This is a genomic window from Paraburkholderia susongensis (assembly GCF_900177725.1).
Taxonomy (GTDB): Bacteria; Pseudomonadota; Gammaproteobacteria; order Burkholderiales; family Burkholderiaceae; genus Paraburkholderia; species Paraburkholderia susongensis.
Map to the genome: position 1 here is coordinate 837009 of NZ_FXAT01000002.1, position 21900 is coordinate 858908.

A 21900-nucleotide genomic window follows, 5' to 3' on the forward strand; every position below is an offset into this window, starting at 1 on the left:
CTGCCGATTCTAGGAGGCACGTCGCACAGCATGTGAAACGGTGCTGTCGCTTCTGTAACCTTAGGTAACCCTCAGAGGAATATGCGGTGCTTCATGTGGTCGTGATGGGGGCGTTCGCCGCCAGTTCGTCCTCACGCTCCAGCGTGCGCGTGCGCCGCAATTCCGGAAACAGCCGCATCCACAGCAGCGCGATCGCGATCGTCGCGGCGCCGCCGACCAGCACAGCCGGCTGCGCGCCCCACCACCCTGCCGTCAGACCCGATTCGAACTCGCCCAATTGATTCGATGTCCCAATGAAAAGCGAATTGACCGCGCTGACGCGGCCGAGCATTTCATCGGGCGTGCGCAACTGCACGAGCGAAAGCCGCACGACCACGCTGATCGTGTCCGATGCGCCGAGCACCATCAATGCGATCAGCGACACGAGAAACTGATGCGACAGTCCGAACACGATCGTCGCGATGCCAAAAGCGATCACGCCGCCGAACATCGCCGCGCCGGGCCGCTCGCGCAACGGGAAATGCGCGAGCCAGATCGTACCCGCGAGCGCGCCGATCGCCGTGCCCGAGCGCAGGAACCCAAGACCGATCGGCCCCGCGTGCAGCACGTCGCGCGCGAAGATCGGCAGGAGCGCGGTCGCGCCGCCGAACAGCACCGCGAACAGATCGAGCGACAAAGCGCCGAGAATCACCGGCTCGCGGCGAATGAACGCGATGCCCGAGAAGATCGACTCGAGCGTGACGGGCGCGCGGCTTGCCGGCTTCATCTGCAGCGGGATGCGCCAGACGGACGCCGCCGCGGCCGCGAACGACAGCGTGCACGCGAGATAAGCCGCGCCCGGTCCGATACCGTAGAGCAGACCGCCGAGCGCGGGCCCGGCGATCTGCGCGGTCTGATTCGCGGACGTGGCCCAGGCGGTCGCCTTCGGCAAATACCCGCGCGGCACGACGGCCGGCAACAACGACGACACCGCGGGCGACTCGAACGCGCGCGCCGCGCCGACGCAGGCGGCCAGCACGTAGATGACCGGCGCGCTGATCCAGCCGCCGAACGTGCCGAACGCGAACAGCAACGCAGCGACGCTTTCGAGGCTCTGGCAGACGGCCGCGATGCGGCGGCGATCGTAGCGATCGGCGACGTGACCGACGACGAGCGTCAGCAGGAACATCGGCAGAAATTGCGCGAGGCCGACGAGGCCGAGTGCGAACGCGCTATGCGTGAGCGCGTAGACGTGCCAGCCCATCGCGACGGCGAGCATCTGGAACGAGAGCGACGACAGAATGCGGGTGCACCAGAACCGTTGGAACGGCGGGTGCTTCGGCAGGCTGAACGAGGGGGAATGGGCGGGATCAGCGGGGTCGGGGGGCATCGGTGTCTTGCTGCTTACGTTACGCTCAGCGGGCTGGCTCGGACGGCCGCTAGTTTAGAGCAAGATGAGACCCGCCGCCCGGCGAGCGAAACCGGTTTCTCGCCATTGACACACGGAAGTCAGCCTGATGTCATCGATTGAGGCAGCGCGAGATAGCAAACATTCACGAAGCTCTCATGCAACCTCGGGTAGTCTGTCGGGTACTGCTTGCGCAGTAGACGGATCGACTCCGGCAATACGACGATTTTTCATCACCAGATGGAGGGTACTTAACGTGGCTACCGAGAATGGCGGTTCGCTGTATGTCCTGCAGGCACGTCCACCGGCGATCATCGCCCTGTGGCCGGACGGTTCGCACGAAGTCGTCGTCGCGAATCTCACGCGTACACCCGACGGCATCAAGGTCGATGCCGAGAACCAGGTGATCTACTGGACCAACATGGGCACCGGCATCCATCTGATCGACGGCGATCCGATTCCCGGCGCAATTCCGCCGAACGACGGCACGATTGAAAGCGCGAAGTTCGATGGAAGCGAGCATCGTGTGCTCGTGCCTTCCGGGGTAGCCGGAACCCCCAAGGAGCTCGCGCTAGACAAGGAAGGCGGCTTTCTGTACTGGTGCGATCGCGAGGGCATGCGCGTCATGCGCGCGCGCATGGACGGCACGGAGGTCACTGAACTCGTTCGCACCGGCAATTTCCCGGCGGATACGGGCGACGCGACCCGCCATTGCGTGGGCATCGCGCTGGACAAGCCAAACGGGCATATCTACTGGACGCAAAAGGGAGCGCCGGATGCGGGAGAAGGTCGCATCTTCAGGGCAAGCATCGATCTGCCCGCCGGGGCGAAATCCGATGCGCGTCCCGATCTCGAATGTCTGCTGAATCATCTGCCCGAGCCGATCGATCTCGATATCGATCATCGCGACGGCATCCTCTACTGGACGGATCGTGGCGACGATACGCATGACGGCAATACGTTAAACCGCGCAAAGATCACCGCGTCAGGGCTTGTCGAGCGCGAGGTACTCGCGCGCGATCTGAAGGAAGGCATCGGCGTGTCCCTGGACCGGCGCGGGCGCCGCGCGTTCGTGACCGACCTGGGCGGCAACGTGCGGGAGCTGGACATCGATACGAAACACGAATCGCATTTCACTACGGTTGCCCACCTCGGCGCGCTGACCGGTATCGACTACGCGGATATCTAGGCCGGTTTTGTCAGGGCTGCCCGGTGGATGTCCGGGTAGCCTCGCCGGTCATTTGCAATGGATTCCTCATCACTTCCGGAGCGATGCCAGCGGCATGACCCATTCAGATAGTGCGCCCCTCAGCCCGGCCACACACTTCGTAATGATGGGTTCCAGAAGCAAATTGCCCCGCTCGAACCGCATTGGCTACGTCTTCGTATTTGGCGAGATATGCCTTTTCAAACTCAGCGCGCTGAAACGCGGCTTCAGGCACTGCTTGAATTGGCCGATCGATCCAGTAACCACATGACTTCGCCTCCAGCTTATAGCCAAGTGATTGAGCGTCCGGCAACGAAAAATAATGAAAGACGAGTGATTTTCGAGTGCGTGCCGGATCGGCGATGGGGCCGCCGCCATGAAGCAGATTGGCATGCCAGATCAACACATCGCCTTTCTTCGCGACGAACGTCTGTTTCTCCAGACGATTGTTCTCAACCTGAGCGCTCATATACGAATGCCACTCTGTCATCTCTGTCGGGATGCTCTGGCGAGTTCCATTGCTGAAAATCATCTGTTCGATTTTGTGGCTGCCCGGATAGTAGAAAAGCTGCCCGGCATCTACGTGTGAATCTTCGAGCGCAACCCAGATTGCTATCAGATGGTCATTCGTGACTGGCGTCATGTATATCGCGTCGACATGCGCCGGCTGCTGGCTACCCTTTTCGAAATACAGACTGTTGCAGAGAGCCGGAGCAGACCCGAGCAGTTCCTGAAGAACTGGTGCAATCCGATCCGATAGAGCGAGCTCGCGGACGTCTTCCATGTCCAGATAAAGATCGTTGATCTTCATGCGACGGCTTTTTATCTCTTCGGGTGAAAGCAGCCCCAGTAAGCTCCGCTCCCCTGTATCAAGAAGGTCAATGGTTACGTTCATTGGGCGCTGCCGCTTGCGCTCCGCGACGGACGCGACAACTGCATCAACCTCGTCAGCCGAGTAAAACGAAGGAAGAATCGCGAACCCCTGTTCTTCGAAGTTTTTCTTGATATTGCTCATTTTGGTCTCGTTTTATATGACGTGCGGCGCCCTCGCATGCATTTAGCGTTCGAATCTGGAGGGGGCCGCGCGGAGTTCCAGCTTGCATTGAATTTTTATGAATCGGCAAATTATACATACGACCGGGAAGAAGGTCATAAATTGCCGATTTTGACCGAGCAGCGCCGCCATCCGGGCGTCAACATGTGTGCAGCCCGAAGCCCCAGCGGCACGTTGCTGTTGCTAACCTTTCTCGAGGGCGGGCTGATGCAGGTGTAGCGCAAGGTCGTCAGCGCGATCGCCTGGAGCGAACCGCCGGTATCGATGTAATGACCCGGTGCATTTCGGTAGCGCATGCGAGCGCATCAACAACGCTCTTCGCCAGGGAGTGTTATTCGGTCATGCCGACACCGCGCAGGGAGAGGCGTGCCTGGCGCCTGAATAAAAGGCCCACCGAAGCAGAACCGCCTTATGTCACCCGTCAACCTTACATCTAAATTTCCCGGAACCCCTGCCGTTAACTACATGTAAGCGACAGCACGCACTGCCGCTTACATCGAAATCGTAGTCCCGTAAATGTATCTGCCGGAGATAAAATGAAAGGTTGCACCATCACCGCTTTGGTATCTGCAATTGCACTTAGCGGCTGTCTTGCAATGACGCCACCCGTCAAGAATGCCAACGGACAGCCCATCAAGTTCGTGTCTCCCGTTCTCGGAAAGAACGCCATGAAAGGTGCTCGATATGTGCTTATCGAGAAAAATATCGCTGATGGTAAATACCGGGTGGTCAGTATTTCGACGAGCCGCCAGGAAATTACAAATGACCGCCAGGAACGGATCGCCTTCAATGCTGATTTGACAGGTTTTGCGCCAGACTACACGGAATACTCTTTCCAGACTTATACGGACAGAGGTAATTATGGCGAGCAGACCGAAATTATGCGTTGCGCCTCTTTTCCGCAAAAAACTTACGCATATACGCCCTGCAATAGCGCATTTGCCGATGTGTTCGTGCCCATGGGAGTAACCAAGGCCTATATTGCCGGACAAATGGGCTATGCGGCAAAAAAATCGTGGGATGATCCGAAAAATAATAATATGCGCTACGTAAGTTCGCCTCAATGGGCTTTGGCGCAGGCTGGCGTATTCGAACGCCTTGCCGATCTGACCAACGCTAAATGATGGGTGAGCGCTTTATGCGGCTTCCAGTTCATTTTTCCATCGGTGCTTTTGCGCTCGCGCTCTCTGTTTCATCGTTTTCGGCTGAGTTGACGCCAGCATCTCCTTCCACGGATACAGTCGCGCTTGAAGTCAACAACCAGTGGAACGTAAGCATTTCAAATCGGGCGGAGCTGGAAAACCCGGTTTACGTGACTCTCAGGCCAGCCGGGAATCATTGGGAAATAGACGGATTGTTCGATGCGGCGCCGGAGCTCGAGCGCACGGAGGATCTGGAATTGTTCGTGGCGACGAGGGATCTTCAGCAATGGGCCAATGCTTATATTGACCTGCGCCAGGATTGCGACACATTCGAGATGAGGGAGTCGGACTTCCATTCCGTATGCACCAGCAGATTTGCGGAAAAGAAAACCGGGATTGCCATAGCCCGAGTCTTTTTCGGTACGGGCGGAAAAATACCCACCGGCTACTCCAGCGAGAAGGTAAAGGCAGCGATCAATAGCATTCCGGTACAGCAGGCAGTGGAGAAACTGACTGCGTATGAGCAGGTTTCCGACGAAACACAAAAAAATCGAAGGATGCTGCACATACTGAAAAGTATGCCCTCCGGCTATTGAATAGCCTTAGCCACTTCGTGAGCGGGCGGCCTCGGCGGAATTTATTTTTCGCTGAGGTTTTTTTGCATAGCCACTTTTCGAGCGCGCGTATCGGTCTCTGATTAACTATCTCGCACTGTGTCCAGCCGGACGCCACCTGTATTTTGGCAAGCGCTTTTTCGAGCATGTGCAGCCATTTGCTGTTTTGCGTCGACTCTCGCCCAGTCAACCCTTGAGGGTAGCGGCGAAGACCGGTCTTATCCAGGCATCGCCGCCGATTTCCTGAGTTCACTTTGTGAGTGACTTAGGGGTCCGTATGGGAACCATGCGTGGCAGGTGCTTCTGGGATTCGCGCAAAGCCCTTTAATCAGGATTTTGCGGAAGGTGTGTGTACTGGCGGAGAGACGGTCTTTCTCCGCCTATCATTGCACTTCACGGACGTTCACGGATATTCATCTAAGCAACTGATTCTCTTGCATTTTTAGTCTACTCTCGTCTACCATAATCCACTCAAATAGACGACTAGAACGTATGTACAAACGTATGTTAGAAAGTTAGGCGGAGAGACTATGGGACGGGGAATTAACAAGCTGGCGGCGCTCGCCGTGAGCAATGAAGATCGGCGCGGATACCACGGCGACGGCGGCGGCCTTTGGCTGCAGGTGAGCAAGTCCGGTACGAAATCATGGATATTCAGATATGCGAGGCACGGAAAGATTTACAACCTCGGCATGGGGCCGTATCCGGCAGTTAGCCTGAAGGCTGCGCGCGAAAAAGCGGCCGAGCAGCGGGCCATACTGGGGGCAGGTGGCGACCCTATGGCAGAGCGCAAAGCCGCCAAGGCCAAGGCCGCCAACCGCATGACGTTCGACCAGTGCAGCGCGGCCTATATCGATGCCCACAAGTCCGGCTGGAAGAACGAGAAGCACGCCGATCAGTGGACGAACACCCTTGCGACCTATGCCAGCCCTATCATCGGCAGCTTGGACGTTGCGCTAGTCGATACTCAATGCGTCGTTCGGATTTTGGAGCGCGATTCCCTCTGGACGACGAAGAACGAAACGGCAAGCCGTGTGCGGGGCAGAATTGAGCGCGTTCTAGCCTGGGCAACGACGCGGCACTTGCGGACTGGTGACAACCCGGCACGCTGGAAAAACCACCTTGACACCCTTCTGCCGCCGCCTGGGAAGGTGCAGGAAGATTCGCACTTTCCAGCGCTCCCCTACCGACAGATTAACGAATTCATGCTGGAACTTCGCGAGCGCCCAGGCGTGGCAGCGCGTGCGCTGGAATTCACCATCCTGACGGCCGCCAGAACGAACGAGACTATCGGTGCCACCTGGGACGAAATCAATTTGCAGAACGCCGTCTGGATCGTTCCGGGGCAGCGCATGAAACGGGCTCGAGCGCACCATACCCCGCTCTGCCGCCGCGCAATCGAAATCCTGAAGGAAATGCAGGCCGTGCAGGATGAGTTCGGCTTTCAGCACGTGTTCCCGAGCGGTGACGGTGGACTGTCGAACGCGGCAATGGGGAAAGTTATCAAGATCATCAACGGTCGTCGCGAGAAAGCCGAACTGCCGCTATGGGTCGATCCGATGGAGGATAACCGGCCAGTGGTCCCGCATGGCATGCGCAGTTCATTCCGTGACTGGGCCGGCGAGGTATCGCACCATGAGCGCGAGGTGATCGAACACGCCTTGGCGCACAAGCTGGCGGACGACAGCGAAGCGGCCTACCAGCGTGGCGCGATGTTCGAGAAGCGACGCGTACTGATGGACGACTGGGCGACCTACATAGAGACTCCGCCAGCGACGCAAATGCCCATCGCAGCATGACAAACACCCCGCACCAAGCGGGGTTTTTTGTTTTTAGAGCAAAAATCTAAAGACCCGTTTTCGTGATGCACGGTGATGCCCGATTAATCGGCATCAATTCGCGTGATTATTTGGATATGGAAGAGACCCGCATCGCGCAGAAACCACACGTGGAAACGGAAATCCCACAAGTGGAAACTGCACCCGCAAGCAGATTTAATGCGACTGCGTTCTAAATCAACCTACCGGGTGATATCCAAATGGGAAACCGAGTTCTCCGCATCGACCAAGTTCTGGCGGTTGTGCCGCTGAAGAAAAGCACCGTCTATAAGGCCATGAAGGCCGGCACCTTTCCTCGCCCTATCCGTCTCGGGCTTAAAGCTGTTGGCTGGCTTGAGGCAGATATCCAGGACTGGATCAACGGCCGCATCGCCGCATCGCTCGGGCAAGAAAAAGGCGGTGCAGCATGAACGCCCGCACCGCCCAGAAGAACACCACTCATCACGAAAACAACCGTAGTCCTAATTATATCACCATGCTTATCGATATTACTCGCCTCTTCACGGACTGCGACCGTCCGTTTGGCCTGTTCGCAGTGCTCGCCCTGATCGCCGTTGCTGGGAGGCTGGCATGAGCGATAGCCAATACTTGACGCCCGCAGACTTCCTGGCGTGGAAGAAAGTCAACGACGCAATGCTTCTCGACGACGATGAACGGAACCAGCGCGCCGTCGACGATGCGGTTATCAAATTTGTGATGCGCGAGATTAGGCGTGGAGCCGAATTTGAAGATGCCGGGGATTTTGCCGCGCGAATTCGCCAGGCCAGTTATGGGGTTCATGACCATGTCCGCTATACGCCCTCAGCTGTGCGCCGCGCATTGCGCGCCATCGGCTGGAAGCCGAAGCGTGAGCGCGCCGGGGAGGTGCCCGAATGAGCGCGTTCGTTTCGATTGAGGAAATCCGCGCTATGCGGCTCGCGGGTACGCTGGATGTTCCGGAGCCACCAGTGCCGGCATCGCGTCCGAAGAAAAAACCGAAGGCCGAACCACGCTTTCAGAAGCCGCCAGCATTGATCGAAGCCGAGAAGGCATCGCGCGACGCGGCTCGTGTGCGCCGGCTGGAAGAAAACGTGCGGCCGGCAAACGACCACGAAGCAGTGGAAGCGATGGCCCATCACGGCATCGCGCTTACCACCAATATGAGCGGTGCGCCCTACGCAAACATCGACAATGCAATAGCAGTGCTGCGAAGGCATCCGCGCTTTGCCAGTCGCATCTGGTACGACACGTTCCACCAGGACATTTTTACTACATGGGACTGTGACGAGCCGCGACCGTGGGCTGACTCTGACCGCGTACGCGTCGCGGCCGTGCTACAGGGCGAGTTCGGGCTGGTGAAGTTCGGCGATGACCTGGTAGAGAAATCCGCCATCGCTGTGGCGCAGGCCGACCAACGCGACGAGTTGCGCGACTGGCTGCAGTCGCTGCGATGGGACGGCACTCCGCGCCTGGGTGACTGGCTGCAGCGCGCGGTCGGTGCGCCTGACGACGAGTATCACAACGCCATCGGGCGAAACTTCATCCTGTCGATGGTGGCTCGCGGGCTTGTGCCTGGCTGCAAGGTGGACACCATGCCGGTATTCGAGGGCTCCCAGGGCGCCGGTAAGTCGAAACTGCTTGGCATCCTTGGCGGAAAGTATTTTTCAGAGTTGTCAGAGGGCATGGACACGAAGGACTTTTTTGTGACCATCCAAGGCACTTGGTTGATCGAGGTAGCTGAGCTTGATGCGTTTCGGAAAACTGAAGTGACGCGTATCAAGCAGGCGCTGTCATCTCGCGAGGACCGCTGCCGACTTCCCTACGCAAAACGCGCCGTCAACCTGCCGCGACGCGTAGTGTTCGCTGGAACGACAAACGAACGCGAATACCTGCGCGACGCGACCGGCGCGCGTCGTTTCTGGCCTCTTGCTGTGGCGAGCATCGACCACGACTGGCTGGAGAGCAACCGCGAACAGCTTTTCGCCGAAGCCGTGGAAGCGTTCAATGCCCGCGCCACCTGGTGGGAAGTTCCGACCGAGGCCGCCAGAGCGCAGACGGATGAACGGCGCGAAACCGACGCATGGGAGGAAACCATTTCTCAATGGTGCATCGGTCGCAGCGAAGTGCTGGTGTCAGAAGTGCTGGCCGGAATAGGGGTTGAGACTGCGCGCCAAGGACGGCCGGAGCAGATGCGCGCCGCCAGAATCCTAGGGCTTATCGGATACGATCGACGGCTGTTACGAAGGTGCGGTAAGCCGACGAGAGTATGGATTCGCGATGATGACGACGACTCCGCACCCATCTAGCCACCAGACCCGCTTCGGCGGGTTTTTTGTTACCACCTATGCATCGATCGTTACCACCTAATGCCGCTAGGTAGTAACGGCTCAAACCCGCGCCAATAAAAGGCTTGCGGATACCGTAACTACCGTAACTACATAGTTTGAGAGATATAAGCGATAGCCCAACTGTGGGATTGAGCAGAGCGCGGGGGATATATAGGAAGTCTATGGTTTCATCGGTTACATCGGTTACGTGGTTACGTGGTTACGCTTCGTCGGTCTCGTAACCAACCACGCTCCACCGCATCCTGGATGCCATTCTGCCGTGTGCCTGGTAGTCCTGATGGATTGTCACTCACGTCCGCGCATCGGGTACGTGCATCGTGTGCGGGGCTCCCACGGGGCTGGATGGATGCGGCAGGCATCAATCCTAAGACAAAAGGTACTCCGCGACGGGGTGGCGCTTGCGGATCGCAATGGTCCGCGACGCATAACCCCTGCGTGCCCCAGAACTCGCCTGCACTTGCACTTTCGCAGCGCACGACCGTGCGCAAAAAGTGGAAAACCCACCAGTGGAAACGGGGGTGCAGTTGCGGGATAGTGCGGGGAAACGGTGTCACGCAGAACCCACAAGAGGAAACGCGACCGATGGCACCGGAAAATAGAACCATCGATAACCCGAGGCTCCACGAACCATGCACGAAAACGAAACGCGCCCGATGGCACACCTGTCCGACGACGAAGTGGCTGCGCAATTGCGAGCGCTCAAGCCGACCACTGGAGGCAGCCGCACTGTGACGCTCAACCCGCTGGCACGCGCCCATGCTGACGTGATGCGCGAGCATCCGGCGATGTACGTGCAAGGCAACGGCGATGCACAGCGACTGATTCCGCTTGGCGGCAATAAAGTCGTGACGCGCATGCAGTTGAACCTGGCCGAATTCGTTTCAAACTCGATCGGCGCCGACAACGTGTATGGCCTGAATAGCGTCGATGCCGGCCAGGTGCATACGATTGATCCGGCGGAAGTGCTGAAGGCGCGCAGCGTGGCGCTGGCGAGCGGCATCAAGCTTGAACTGGCGGCCCCCCGCGACAAGATGGTTATGCCGGACGGCGACCGCACTCGCGGCCTCTACGGAATGTATCAAGACAGCGCGCTGGTCCGACGCCAGCTGCCGGCGACGTTCGCGGATGTCGCCGATGTCGCCGATGGCGCCGCTGCGGCCGTATCGCCGCTGCCGTTCAAAGACGTTTCGTATTCGTGGCCGGAAGCCGCCAGCGCGGCGTTTTCGACCGTCATCACTCGCGCGAAAGACAAGGAAGTCGGCGGCGGCGAATTCCTGTTCGCCACGCTGCTGAACAGCGTTCTGTTCGGCCTGGCGGAATACATCGACCGCACCGTGTTTGCAGCGATGGCTGCGGCGAACCCGGTCCCGTTCACCCACGCACTGGCGGCCACACAGCACCTTCGCATCGCCGACCTGGTGGGCGTCGTCGGTACGGCTGGCACCGGGGCGGGCTACAACGGCGCAGGCGAATTCATCGTGAATCCCGGTATCCGCGCCGACCTGACCGCGCAGACGGCTGGCAGCTACATCTACGCACCGGGAACCATCGTCGCGGCGCTGTGGCCGACCATCGACATTCTGGTGAGCCGCGCTGGAGCGCTGAACGGTGACGTGACGGTGACGTGTTTCGCGTCGGCTCAATGCCCGATTGCGGACCCGGCTGTTATCTGGACGGCGGCTGCAGCAGCATGATGAACCCCCCGTCACGCCGCCGCCGTGCGGTTGAGCCAGTCGAGCGGGCCGCCCCTGTTGGATTGCCCGTGGATGTCGCGGCCGCCATCGCTGGCGCGACAATCGTGGATCGCGGCATCGCAGACATCGAGACTGGAGCGCGCCGCACTGTCGTGATGACGGCTGATGGCCGCAGCGCGTTCGACTACGACCGCGCGAAGGCGGCTTCCTGGCTGCGCAGTCGCTGGCCGCAATTGTCCGCTGAGCATGTAACTGCGGCGTTGGACATGCTGCACGACTGCGTGGTGGCCCGCGCTCACAAACGCGCGTCGGAAGGCGCAGCGCGCAGCAAATCTGCCTGGGCATCGTGGCCGCTTCGACCGGAGTTTTGACAATGGAAACCATGCAAAAAATCTCTTTCAGCCTGCCAACGGGCCTTCTTCGCGCACTTGACGCCGAACGCGAGCGCATCGCCTCTGAAACGTTCGTGCCCGTATCGATGAACAGCGCCCTGCGCAGCGTGCTGACGCGCGCGCTGGTGGTGCCGAAGCAGCAACAAAATGATTTCCAACCGGGCCGCGCGGGTTAATACGCGGATGGCGCTGCTCGCGGCGCGCCAATCCTGAAAGTTCGCGAGCGCGGGAATGGGCGCGCACCGTGATGCTGAAACGCGGCCTTTTTCTTCGCCAGCCTGGGGCCGGAAATGCCAGGTACTACTACACGAAAACATGAATACAAATCACCCGCAGTTTTTCATCCAGCAGTGCGCCGAGGTATGCAAGCGCCTGCAGCGTTCGTTGCACACAATCGGTGAGATGCTGGAAGTCGCGCGGCCGGATTCGGCCATCGTCAGTTCATCGCAGATTCAGCTACGAAAACTCGCTGTCGAACTGGATAACGCGGCCATTCGACTGAATGGCTCGCAACTGACTGATGGCTGCGACGAATGAGAGCCTTGCTCGCGAAACTGTTTTCACTCCGCGCCGAACCGACGCCTGAGCGGGCCAAGCCGAAGCGCAAATACAACGCCAAGCGCCGCCATCCGGCACCGAAGGGCGCACGGCGTATCAATCCCGATCAACCGATCATCGAGCAGGCGCGGGGCAAACGGTGAGTGAAGTTCTCGAACTGGAAGTTTCCGCCGACGTTCTGGCTGCACTTACCGGCATGTCGCGGCGCTGGGTTTTCGACCGCGCGACGGACGGCACCATTGCGCGCATCGGGCGAGGCAAGTTCATGCTGGGCGAGTCTTTGCCTGCGCTGATTGCATTCATGACTCGCGGCGAACTGGGCGAGGAAATCGACCGTGCGCGCCTGCGCAAACTGAACGCAGATGCGGCGCGGGCTGAACACGAATTGGCAGTCACTCGCGGCGAGTATGCGCCGATTGATGTATTCGAGCGTGCACAGTCGAACATGTGCGCCGTGATTCAAGCCAATATGCGCAGCATTCCGCAGCGCGCTGTTATTCAGCTGATAGGCGAGACGAACGAGGCGCTATGGAAGAAGCGAATGCTTGCTGAAATCGATATAGCGCTGACGCAAGCAGGGAATCCCGAAAACTACACCAAGGAAAGCATCACAAATGAGCAATACGAATCCGAAGATTGACGTTAGCCAGTTCTCGAACATGCCCGCTGTTATGGCTGCCGCCCGCGAGGCTGCAAAACACCTTGTGCCGACAGCAGAGGAACAGGCGCAGTACGCCGAGCAGGACAAGCGCGATGCGCTGTCGAATGCGCGCCTGCGGAACGTCGCCGCAGCTTTGGCGCACGAAGCGGCTGACGCGTTGGAACCCGATGCGGGCCAGATGATCGATGACGATACGCGAGAGCGCATCGCTCGTGGCATCGCGTTGGCTCTCTATGAAAACATCGGGCCGTTGCACAACCTGGTAGCGAAGGTGGCCGAATGAGCAAGCAAACGAAGCGCGCAAAACGCGTACTGAAGCGAGCGCAGCGGCTCGAAAATCGCATCGACGTAATCATCGGTGCATCGCTGCAAGAACTCGAAGATTCTGTGTCAGCGGCTGAGCAGCTGGTGCGCGAGCTTGAAATGGATATTGCGGCGATGGAAGCGCAGGACATTCCCCTGGAGGCGCGTCACTGATGGCAAAAAATCAACGCTTGAACTCGGTCATCCAGATCGGTGGAGCGATCTCTCCCACGCTGAAGGGCGCCTTCAACACCATCAACAAAAGCATCGGCGGCGTAGGCAAATCGGTACAGGACCTGGAGCGTCGTCAAAAACTCCTAGGCCGCTCGATTCGTGAATTCGGGCGAGCCGGCCGCAATGTTGACGGCCTGCGCAATTCGTATGCGAAGCTGACGCAGGAACTGGACCGCACGCGACGTGCCCAGGATCGCCTGGCGGCATCCCGCAAGCGCGCAGAAACTATCGTCGGTATTGGCGGCTCTGTCATTCGCGGCGTGGGCGTGGGAGCCGCTGCTGCCGGCCTGGTTGCGCGCCCGCTGGTCGGCGCTGCGATCAATCGCGAAAACGCTGTCACAGTGATCCGCAACTCTGGCGTCTCGAAAGACGAAGCAGACGCAATGGTGAAGGCGGCGCAAGACTCCAAGCAGTTCGGCGTGAGCGTAACCAAGGCCGCCGAAACGGTTTCCGAACTGCGCACGGCACTGGGTGATGCGCACCACGCAATCGAAGCGTTGCCTACGGCGCTGCAGGCGATTTCCGGGCTCAAGCTGTACGACCGCCTGCACCATACGGATATGGCATCGGGCGATTCCGCCTATCAACTCGTGAAGATTGCCGAAGAGCGCGGCGGCGCGACTGACCCGGCTTCGATGCGCCGCAAATCCGATTGGGCGTTCAGGTCGGTGACAGGAAGCAACGGCAAGGTTGGTGTTGGCGACCTGCTGACGGCTGTGCGCGCCGGCAAGGGTGCGGTTCAGGCGATGGATGACGAAGCCCTGTTCGGCGACACTTTTCTCATGCAGTCGATGGGCCCTGATCGATTCGGGACGAGCAGCAGCACTTGGGTCAACGCCTGGATAGGAGGCCACCAGACACACGGCGCGTTCGATCACATGATGCAGTTGGGACTGCTCAACCGCAACGGCGTCAAGTTCGACAAAACCGGCAAGGTAAAAACTGTCTCTCCTGACGCTCTGGTGGACGCAAAGGGTTTCTTGCGCGACCCGCAGAAATGGGTCGATGAGCATTTGATTCCGCTCGCGAAGAAACAGGGCGTTGATCTTAGCGACCCGGCCGCCCTGCTGAAGTTCGCGAACGCGATTGCGTCGAATCCGAACGTTGCAAACATGATCGTTAGCCGGATGCGCTTCGATGCAAACATTTGGAAAGATAGAAGGAACGTTGCCCAAGCGAACGGCATCGACGCGTCAGACCAGGCGAACAGGAACTCCACGGCCGGAAAGATGGACAACGCCCGCGCCCGTCTGGAGGACGCGCAAACGCGTATGGGAACCGTTCTGCTGCCAGCGTTCACGAGCGCGATGGAGAGCGCTGCATCAGCACTGGAGGCGCTGAACAGGTTCGCCGATGAGTCGCCGACGGCGTTCAAGTTTGCTACGGTCGCTTTCGTCGGGCTCACTGGCGCCGTTGCTGCCCTTACCGTGGCTGGCGGCGTGTCGAAGCTGGCGACAATCGGGCTTACTACTGCGATGACCACGCTGGGCGGATCGATGGACACGACAGCGGGAGCAGCTGGGCGAGCGTCAACGGGCCTGATGGGCTTCCTGGGCAAGCTGGGCCTGGTGGGCGTATTGGCAACGGGTGCACTGGCCGCAGCGAAGGCCGCAGGGCTGCCAGACGTTGACGAAAAGAAAGGCATCGCCGACGTGCGCGCAGGCAAGTGGCTGGTGGCGTCTGCGCACATGAACCCGCTGGACTTCGCGCGCGCCACGGCGGCCCGATTCGCAGGCCGATCGAACGACGAGATTGCAACGTCGATGGCGAACGGCGAGAACCCGGCGAACCCCACGCCCAAAGCGCCCCCAATGAAGGCGCCACCGATGGCGACAGCGCGGAGTGCCCCGCCCGTGATCGAGCACACTGTGAACGTTGGCGGCATCACAGTGAACGCCGCGCCGACGCAATCTGTGCATGACCTGGGTGTCGAGGTTATCCGCCAGCTGAACAGGCATACCGCCGTGAAGCAGCGTAGTGCGATGTACGACGGCAGCGACCATTAGCGCGACGAAGGCCGTAAAAGACAAAAGCCCCGCCGATATGGTGGGGCTTTTTGCTTTACTGCACCGTATTTCGCCACGTATGTAGAAGCGTATGTACGGAATTGTTCGCCAGTAAAAGTGCTTACAAAACAGCACCTTACATACCGTACTGGCGGAGAGACGGGGATTCGAACCCCGGATAGGTTATTAACCTATACACGCTTTCCAGGCGTGCGACTTAAACCGCTCATCCATCTCTCCGGCGGGGAGCCGAATTATAGCAAACTTCGCGCCCTACGCTACACCCCCAGCCACTTCCCCGCGCAAACCGCCTAGGGATGCCGAATGTAGTCCACCAGCGCGATCGTATAAGCATCCGGCTTGCGGTCGATCAGGCTCACGCCGATCGCCACCAGAAACCCCGCCGGCACCCCGAACACACCCGAGCTGATCGGCTCGATGCCGAACCAGCGCGCGCCCGTGAAGCCCGTCATCTGCGTGAAGAACGGATACGTCGACACGATGTAGTAGATGCACACGACGAGCCCCGCCACCATGCCCGCCACCGCGCCGAGCCGCGTCGTGCGTTTCCAGAACACGCCGAGCACGAGCACCGGGAACAGGCTCGACGCCGCCAGCGAAAACGCCGCGCCGACCAGAAACAGAATATTGCCGGTATTCAACGACGCCACGTACGACGCAAACAGCGCCACCCCGAGCAGCAGAATCTTCGAGATCGTCACGCGCCGCTGGCTCGACGCACCGGGATCGACCATGTGGTAATACACGTCGTGCGACAGCGCATTCGCGATCGTCAGCAGCAGACCATCCGCGGTCGACAGCGCCGCGGCGAGCGCGCCGGCCGCGATCAGGCCCGACATCACATACGGCAGCCCCGCGATCTCCGGCGCGGCAAGCACGACCATGTCCGGCTGCATCTGGATCTCGCTCCAGCGCACGATACCGTCGCCGTTCGTATCGGCGAGGCTGATGAGGCTCGGCTCGACCTTGCGCCATTGCATGAGCCATTGCGGCAGATCGGCGAAGTGGTGGCCGACGAGATTCGTCAGAATCTCGTACTTGATCAGCACGGCGAGCACAGGCACGGTCAGATAGAACAGCGCGACGAAGAAGAGCGTCCAGCCGACCGAGCGGCGCGCCGACGCGACCGAGGTCGTCGTGTTGTAGCGCGTGAGGATATGCGGCAAGCTCGCCGTGCCGAGCGAGAGGCACAGCAGCAGCGAAAGAAAGTTGCGCGTGTGCGTGCTGCGGTCTTCATCGCCGACAGCGGGAAACGGCTCGTGCATCGGCACCGGCGCGGCCGCGCGCATGAGCATGTCCTCGCGCTGCTGGGTCCAGACGATCTGCGCGGCGGCGGCATCGCGCGGAAACTGCTCGAGCGCTCGTTCGCGTTCCTTGATCTCGCGCAACGGACCATTGTGGCGGCGCAGATCGGCCACTTCCTGCGTGAGCCGCTGCTTCTCGTCGGCGAACGATTGCGGCAGCGTGTCGAGCCGCAACTGCATCAGCGCGGCGCGGCGTCGATAGTCGTCGCGCACGCGCTGTTCGAGCGGCGCGTCGCGCACTTCTTTCTCGAGCCCTTCCATGCGCTCCATCAAACGTCCGTAGTTGAACTGCGGCACCCAGCCGAGGCCGTCCTTGTGCGCGATCATCGATACAGGTATCAGGATGGCGGCGATCAGGATGATGTACTGCGCGACCTGGGTCCACGTGACCGCGCGCATGCCGCCGAGAAACGAGCACACGAGAATGCCCGCGAGTCCGCAGAAAATGCCGACCGCGAAATCGACACCGATAAAACGCGTCGCGATCAAACCCACGCCCTGAATCTGCGCGACCAGATAAACGAACGAGCACAGGATCGCGGCAAGCGCCGCGAGTCCGCGCACCGCGTTGCTCGAAAAACGCGTGCCGAGAAAATCGGGAATCGTGTAGCGCGCGAGCTTGCGCACATACGGCGCGAGCAGGAACGCGACGAGACAGTAGCCGCCCGTCCAACCCATCAGATACGCGAGGCCGTCGTAGCCGGTCGCGTAGATCGAGCCGGCAAGACCGATGAACGACGCGGCCGAAAGCCAGTCGGCCGCGGTCGCCATGCCGTTGAACGCCGACGGCACGCGCCGCCCCGCCACGTAGTATTCGACCAGATCGGAGGTGCGCGACAGCACGCCGATCACCGCATACACCGCGATCGGCACGAACAGGAACACGTAGCCGATCCACACGCCGGGTCCAGTGGTGCGCTCGATACGCCACATCACGTAGACGAAGAGCAGAAAGCCGAGCGTATAGAGCGCGTACGAGCGGATCAGCCGGTGCGTGAGCTTCATCGGCTCAGCGTCCGCGCGCGGCGGGCGCGTTTGCGTCGGCGCTCGCGCCGGCTGTGCTATTGCCCGTGGAATCGGCGTTGGCGCGCTGCTTCGAATCCGCTTCGAGCGCGCGCTGCAACTGGCGGTCGGCGCGCTGCATCAGCACGATATACACGACGATCAGCGCGAGGTAGATCAGGATCGCGCCCTGCGCGCCGAAATAGAACGGCAGCCTGAAGCCGCCTACGCGTATCTGCGCGAGCGTCGGCGCGAGCAGCGGCAGCACGAACGACACGATGAAGCCGAGGGTCATCAGCGCCGCGATCAGCACGAGGTTGAAACGCCAGTACTTGCGATGCGCAAGCGCCATCGCCGCCGAGACCGGTGGCGGTTCGGGCGCGGGGTTCAGCGTGGCGTGGGAGGAAGGGTGTGGCGCGGTCATGCGCCTATGTATCAAAAAGGCATCGGGCAGGCAATCGGGATTGTCCGCGCGACGATGCCGCTCAGGCGGGTTGGCTCGATCTGATTCGCTCGACCCGAAGCCTCTCGAATCAGTGATGAGCGGGTCTGCGCATCGCAACCGGGAGCGTATCGACAACACACTCCCGCCGCTTGCGCAGCCCCGCTCGCGACATCAAAGCCTGCTCAAAGCGACTCGCCGAGCTGATCGAGGATCGCCGGGTTCTCGAGCGTGGACACGTCCTGCGTGATCTCCTCGCCCTTCGCGAGCGAGCGCAGCAGGCGGCGCATGATCTTGCCCGAGCGCGTCTTCGGCAGGTTCTCGCCGAAGCGGATGTCCTTCGGCTTCGCGATCGGACCGATCTCCTTGCCGACCCAGTTGCGCAACTCATTGGCGAGCTTCACGGCTTCGTCGCCGTGCGGACGCGCGCCCTTGAGCACGACGAACGCGCACACGGCCTCGCCGGTCGTCGCATCGGGCCGGCCCACCACCGCAGCCTCGGCGACGAGCGGATTCGCGACCAGCGCCGACTCGATCTCCATCGTGCCGAGCCGGTGGCCCGACACGTTGAGCACGTCGTCGATCCGGCCCATGATCGTGAAGTAGCCGGTCTCCTTGTCGCGCACCGCGCCGTCGCCGGCGAGGTAGAGCCTGCCGCCGAGTTCTTCGGGAAAATAGCTCTTCTTATAGCGGTCCGGATCGCCCCACACGTTGCGCAGCATCGCCGGCCACGGACGCTTGATCACCAGAATACCGCCCTGCCCGTTCGGCACGTCCTGCCCGGTTTCGTCGACGACCGCGGCCATGATGCCCGGCAGCGGCAGCGTGCACGAACCCGGCACGAGCGGCGTCGCGCCCGGCATCGGCGCGATCATGTGGCCGCCGGTCTCGGTTTGCCACCACGTGTCGACGACCGGGCAGCGCCCGCCGCCGACGTTCTCGTAGTACCACACCCACGCTTCCGGATTGATCGGCTCGCCGACCGTGCCGATGATGCGCAGCGTCGACAGGTCGTAGCTCTTCGGATGCACTTTCGCGTCGGCCTCGGAGACTTTGATGAGCGAGCGGATCGCGGTGGGCGCCGTGTAGAACAGCGTGACCTTGTGCTTCGCGATCATCTGCCAGAAGCGTCCGGCGTCCGGATAAGTCGGCACGCCCTCGAACACGACCTGGGTGCCGCCGAGCGTGAGCGGCCCGTACGTGATGTAGCTGTGACCCGTGATCCAGCCGATGTCGGCGGTACACCAGAACACGTCGGCGGGCTTCCAGTCGAAGGTCCACTTGAGCGTCTGCGCGGCCCACAGCAGATAGCCGCCGGTGCTGTGCTGCACGCCCTTCGGCTTGCCGGTCGAGCCCGACGTATAGAGGATGAAGAGCGGATGCTCGGCGTCGACCCACTCGGGCGGGCACTGATCCGATTCGGCCTCGGTGAGTTCGTGCATCCACAGGTCGCGCCCTTCGTTCCAGGCGACCTTGCCGCCGGTGCGGCGGTACACGATCACGCTCGTGACCTTCTCGCAGCCGCCGAGCGTGAGCGCTTCGTCGGCGATGTTCTTCAGCGGCAAGGCCTTGCCGCCGCGCATCTGTTCGTCGGACGTGATGAGCGCAACCGCGCCCACGTCGACGAGCCGCTCGTTGAGCGACTTCGACGAGAAGCCGCCGAACACGACCGAATGCGTCGCGCCGATGCGCGCGCACGCCTGCATCGCGACGATGCCTTCGATCGACATCGGCATATAGATGACGACCGGATCGCCCTTCTTCACGCCGCGTTTTTTCAGCGCGTTCGCAAAGCGCGACACGCGTTGCAGCAGGTCCTGATAAGTGACGTTGGTGACGGTGCCGTCGTCGGCCTCGAACACGATTGCGACACGCTCACCGTTACCGGCCTCGACGTGACGGTCGAGGCTGTTGTACGACGCGTTCAGCTGGCCGTCTTCGAACCACGTGTAGAACGGTGCCTTCGATTCGTCGAGCACCTTCGTGAACGGCTTGTGCCAGCTCAGCGTCTCCTTCGCGAGACGCCCCCAGAAGCCTTCATAATCGCGCTCGGCTTCGGCGGCGAGCGCGCGGTACGCGTCCATGCCGGAAATCGTGGCGCCTTTCGCCGTTTCGGCGGAGGGTGGAAAAACGCGGCTTTCCTGAAGAACCGATTCAATCGCAGACATCGACAACCCCTTGGTGAAGATGAAACGTAAAACCCGTACCGGCGCGCGTGGCGCACCTTATCCTGTTGACGCCGCAACGAACGGCGCTGCCTCCCGCTCTCCCACTCCCGCCGCGCCGCCGAGCGTACCCGTGCGGCAATGCAGCATCGATGCGTGCAGGCAGGCTGGCCGTTCTGCCCGAACTTGCAGGCTCAAAGATAAGCGCTGCAACTTACCGGCCACTTACGCGCCCGGCGTTGAACGACGAGCGAAAACCCTTATACCTTCGACCTGGACCTTCCATGACCTTAGGCGCTCGCCGGACAGCACGCGCGGCGAACACGCGGCCCATCCGGCAATGCGCAGCGATGCTGCGCCACGCGTCATACTGCATTGGCTCATCGAGTCCTGCACACGATGAACACATCGCATATCGCGATCCCATCCGCATGCAACGCTTTCCCGCCGTGCCCAACTGTACCCGAGCGTCGTGCTTTTACGCTGGCTTGCACGGCCTCTTACAATGCTAACTGAACTAGCCGTCCGGATTCCAGCTTGAATCGCGACGGCCTGTTTCTTCACGGCGCCCCGTCCCGCATGCGCCCCTCGGGTCCTGCTCACGTCCGCCTCATGTGCCCTCGCCGGCCTTTCATCTGCCCGCCGCGCGGCAGCCAATTCGACCGACGCTGTACAATAGCGCGCCCGACGCGGGTTTCGCGGCCTTTCGTGGCCGTGTAGCACACCGTCGGCGCCTGGTTTGCGTGCCGGGCGCGCCTTCGAGCCGGATGCTCGAACCGTCTCCCGATCCGCGAGCCTGACTCATGTGCGCCAGCGGCATGCCGTCCGGCGCATTGGTCCGTGTTCCGTCATCCGCGTTTCATCTGCATTTCATCTGACTCTTGCCCATGTCCGCTTCGCGACCCGACTCCACCCGTCAACGCCGCCCGATGCGTCCGCTGCCCGTCATCATTTTCATGAGCCGCTGGCTGCAGGTGCCGCTGTATCTGGGCCTGATCGTCGCGCAGGCGGTCTACGTCGTGCTGTTCCTCAAGGAAGTCTGGCATCTGGTCGCGGAGTCGATGAAGCTCGACGAAACCAACGTCATGCTCGTCGTGCTGAGCCTGATCGACGTGGTCATGATCTCGAACCTGCTCATCATGGTCATCATCGGCGGGTATGAAACGTTCGTGTCGCGCCTGAACCTCGATGGTCATCCGGACGAACCGGAGTGGCTCGATCACGTGAACGCCGGTGTGCTGAAAGTGAAACTGTCGATGGCGCTCATCAGCATTTCGTCCATCCATCTGCTGAAGACCTTCATCAGCCCCGACCAGAACACGACCCACACGATCATGTGGCAGGTGACCATCCACGTGGCGTTCCTTATTTCGGCGCTCGTGATGGCGCTCGTCGACCGCCTCACCACGCACACGCATCCCAAACATTTCGAAGAGTCCGCGGCGCCACTGCACGCCGTGGGCGGCATCAAAGGTTCCACTCCCCTGAAGGCGCAAGACTGACCGCACCGCATCGCGATCCGACAACAAGCGCCACTCCCCACTGAGCT

The 21900-nt window shown here is 60.8% G+C and carries 24 protein-coding genes and 1 tRNA gene; 19 read left to right on the forward strand and 6 right to left on the reverse strand.

Features of this window, described 5'->3' with window-relative positions; translation table 11 throughout:
* Positions 1 to 91: 91 nt before the first annotated feature.
* On the reverse strand, positions 92 to 1369 hold the full coding sequence (locus B9Z01_RS08815) for an MFS transporter (RefSeq protein WP_085481891.1): 1278 nt from the start codon (positions 1367 to 1369) through the stop codon (positions 92 to 94).
* 274 nt (positions 1370 to 1643) lie between these two features.
* Between B9Z01_RS08815 and B9Z01_RS08820 the strand changes: the two genes are divergently transcribed.
* Complete coding sequence (locus tag B9Z01_RS08820; RefSeq protein ID WP_085481893.1) at positions 1644 to 2576, forward strand: hypothetical protein; 933 nt, start codon at positions 1644 to 1646, stop codon at positions 2574 to 2576.
* A 103-nt stretch (positions 2577 to 2679) separates the two neighbouring features.
* On the opposite strand, the gene B9Z01_RS08825 is transcribed toward B9Z01_RS08820, so the two are convergent.
* Complete coding sequence (locus B9Z01_RS08825) at positions 2680 to 3609, reverse strand: phytanoyl-CoA dioxygenase family protein (protein ID WP_085481895.1); 930 nt, start codon at positions 3607 to 3609, stop codon at positions 2680 to 2682.
* A gap of 36 nt (positions 3610 to 3645) precedes the next feature.
* Here B9Z01_RS08825 and B9Z01_RS08830 point away from each other — a divergent pair, with 36 nt between their 5' ends.
* From B9Z01_RS08830 to B9Z01_RS08900, 17 genes are all read left to right on the forward strand, one after another.
* The gene (locus B9Z01_RS08830) at positions 3646 to 3867 is read left to right on the forward strand and encodes a hypothetical protein (protein ID WP_085481897.1); all 222 of its coding nucleotides are present in this window, start codon (positions 3646 to 3648) and stop codon (positions 3865 to 3867) included.
* A 317-nt stretch (positions 3868 to 4184) separates the two neighbouring features.
* On the forward strand, positions 4185 to 4772 hold the full coding sequence (locus B9Z01_RS08835) for a hypothetical protein (protein WP_244195961.1): 588 nt from the start codon (positions 4185 to 4187) through the stop codon (positions 4770 to 4772).
* Positions 4769 to 5386, forward strand: a complete 618-nt coding sequence (locus tag B9Z01_RS08840) for a hypothetical protein (RefSeq protein WP_085481899.1) — start codon at positions 4769 to 4771, stop codon at positions 5384 to 5386. The genes B9Z01_RS08835 and B9Z01_RS08840 overlap by 4 nt, the downstream gene beginning before the upstream one ends.
* Before the next feature lie 548 nt (positions 5387 to 5934).
* On the forward strand, positions 5935 to 7203 hold the full coding sequence (locus B9Z01_RS08845) for a tyrosine-type recombinase/integrase (protein ID WP_085481901.1): 1269 nt from the start codon (positions 5935 to 5937) through the stop codon (positions 7201 to 7203).
* 239 nt (positions 7204 to 7442) lie between these two features.
* A complete protein-coding gene (locus tag B9Z01_RS08850) occupies positions 7443 to 7652 on the forward strand; it encodes a helix-turn-helix transcriptional regulator (RefSeq protein WP_085481903.1) in 210 nt (69 codons plus the stop codon).
* Positions 7649 to 7816, forward strand: coding sequence for a hypothetical protein (locus tag B9Z01_RS35480; protein WP_167387456.1), 168 nt, complete (start codon positions 7649 to 7651; stop codon positions 7814 to 7816). Before B9Z01_RS08850 ends, B9Z01_RS35480 begins: the two co-directional genes overlap by 4 nt.
* Positions 7813 to 8118 (forward strand): hypothetical protein, encoded by a 306-nt coding sequence (locus tag B9Z01_RS08855; RefSeq protein ID WP_085481905.1) that lies wholly within the window; start codon positions 7813 to 7815, stop codon positions 8116 to 8118. Before B9Z01_RS35480 ends, B9Z01_RS08855 begins: the two co-directional genes overlap by 4 nt.
* Entirely contained in the window at positions 8115 to 9527 is a 1413-nt protein-coding gene (locus B9Z01_RS08860; RefSeq protein ID WP_085481907.1) for a virulence-associated E family protein, read from the forward strand. Before B9Z01_RS08855 ends, B9Z01_RS08860 begins: the two co-directional genes overlap by 4 nt.
* Positions 9528 to 10297: 770 nt before the next feature.
* Complete coding sequence (locus tag B9Z01_RS08865) at positions 10298 to 11263, forward strand: hypothetical protein (protein WP_143808866.1); 966 nt, start codon at positions 10298 to 10300, stop codon at positions 11261 to 11263.
* Between the two features lie 68 nt (positions 11264 to 11331).
* Positions 11332 to 11634 (forward strand): hypothetical protein, encoded by a 303-nt coding sequence (locus tag B9Z01_RS08870; RefSeq protein ID WP_085481911.1) that lies wholly within the window; start codon positions 11332 to 11334, stop codon positions 11632 to 11634.
* A 2-nt stretch (positions 11635 to 11636) separates the two neighbouring features.
* The gene (locus B9Z01_RS08875; protein WP_085481913.1) at positions 11637 to 11831 is read left to right on the forward strand and encodes a hypothetical protein; all 195 of its coding nucleotides are present in this window, start codon (positions 11637 to 11639) and stop codon (positions 11829 to 11831) included.
* Between the two features lie 55 nt (positions 11832 to 11886).
* Positions 11887 to 12192: a hypothetical protein gene (locus B9Z01_RS08880; RefSeq protein WP_143808867.1), complete on the forward strand. Its 306-nt coding sequence runs from the start codon at positions 11887 to 11889 to the stop codon at positions 12190 to 12192.
* 5 nt (positions 12193 to 12197) lie between these two features.
* Positions 12198 to 12356: a hypothetical protein gene (locus tag B9Z01_RS35485; RefSeq protein ID WP_167387457.1), complete on the forward strand. Its 159-nt coding sequence runs from the start codon at positions 12198 to 12200 to the stop codon at positions 12354 to 12356.
* Positions 12353 to 12853, forward strand: coding sequence for a hypothetical protein (locus B9Z01_RS08885; RefSeq protein ID WP_085481917.1), 501 nt, complete (start codon positions 12353 to 12355; stop codon positions 12851 to 12853). The genes B9Z01_RS35485 and B9Z01_RS08885 overlap by 4 nt, the downstream gene beginning before the upstream one ends.
* Positions 12828 to 13157, forward strand: coding sequence for a hypothetical protein (locus B9Z01_RS08890; protein ID WP_143808868.1), 330 nt, complete (start codon positions 12828 to 12830; stop codon positions 13155 to 13157). The genes B9Z01_RS08885 and B9Z01_RS08890 overlap by 26 nt, the downstream gene beginning before the upstream one ends.
* Entirely contained in the window at positions 13154 to 13351 is a 198-nt protein-coding gene (locus tag B9Z01_RS08895) for a hypothetical protein (RefSeq protein WP_085481921.1), read from the forward strand. The genes B9Z01_RS08890 and B9Z01_RS08895 overlap by 4 nt, the downstream gene beginning before the upstream one ends.
* Complete coding sequence (locus B9Z01_RS08900; protein WP_085481923.1) at positions 13351 to 15417, forward strand: phage tail tape measure protein; 2067 nt, start codon at positions 13351 to 13353, stop codon at positions 15415 to 15417. Before B9Z01_RS08895 ends, B9Z01_RS08900 begins: the two co-directional genes overlap by 1 nt.
* A gap of 149 nt (positions 15418 to 15566) precedes the next feature.
* Here the strand turns inward: B9Z01_RS08900 and B9Z01_RS08905 are convergent.
* From B9Z01_RS08905 to acs, 4 genes are all read right to left on the reverse strand, one after another.
* Positions 15567 to 15657, reverse strand: a tRNA-Ser gene (locus B9Z01_RS08905).
* Between the two features lie 71 nt (positions 15658 to 15728).
* Positions 15729 to 17747, reverse strand: coding sequence for a sodium:solute symporter family protein (locus B9Z01_RS08910; RefSeq protein WP_085481925.1), 2019 nt, complete (start codon positions 17745 to 17747; stop codon positions 15729 to 15731).
* Between the two features lie 4 nt (positions 17748 to 17751).
* Positions 17752 to 18168: a DUF4212 domain-containing protein gene (locus B9Z01_RS08915; protein WP_143808869.1), complete on the reverse strand. Its 417-nt coding sequence runs from the start codon at positions 18166 to 18168 to the stop codon at positions 17752 to 17754.
* Between the two features lie 203 nt (positions 18169 to 18371).
* Positions 18372 to 20354, reverse strand: coding sequence for an acetate--CoA ligase (acs, locus tag B9Z01_RS08920; protein WP_085481929.1), 1983 nt, complete (start codon positions 20352 to 20354; stop codon positions 18372 to 18374).
* A gap of 926 nt (positions 20355 to 21280) precedes the next feature.
* Here acs and B9Z01_RS08925 point away from each other — a divergent pair.
* Positions 21281 to 21853, forward strand: a complete 573-nt coding sequence (locus tag B9Z01_RS08925) for a TIGR00645 family protein (protein WP_420814655.1) — start codon at positions 21281 to 21283, stop codon at positions 21851 to 21853.
* Positions 21854 to 21900: the final 47 nt, after the last annotated feature.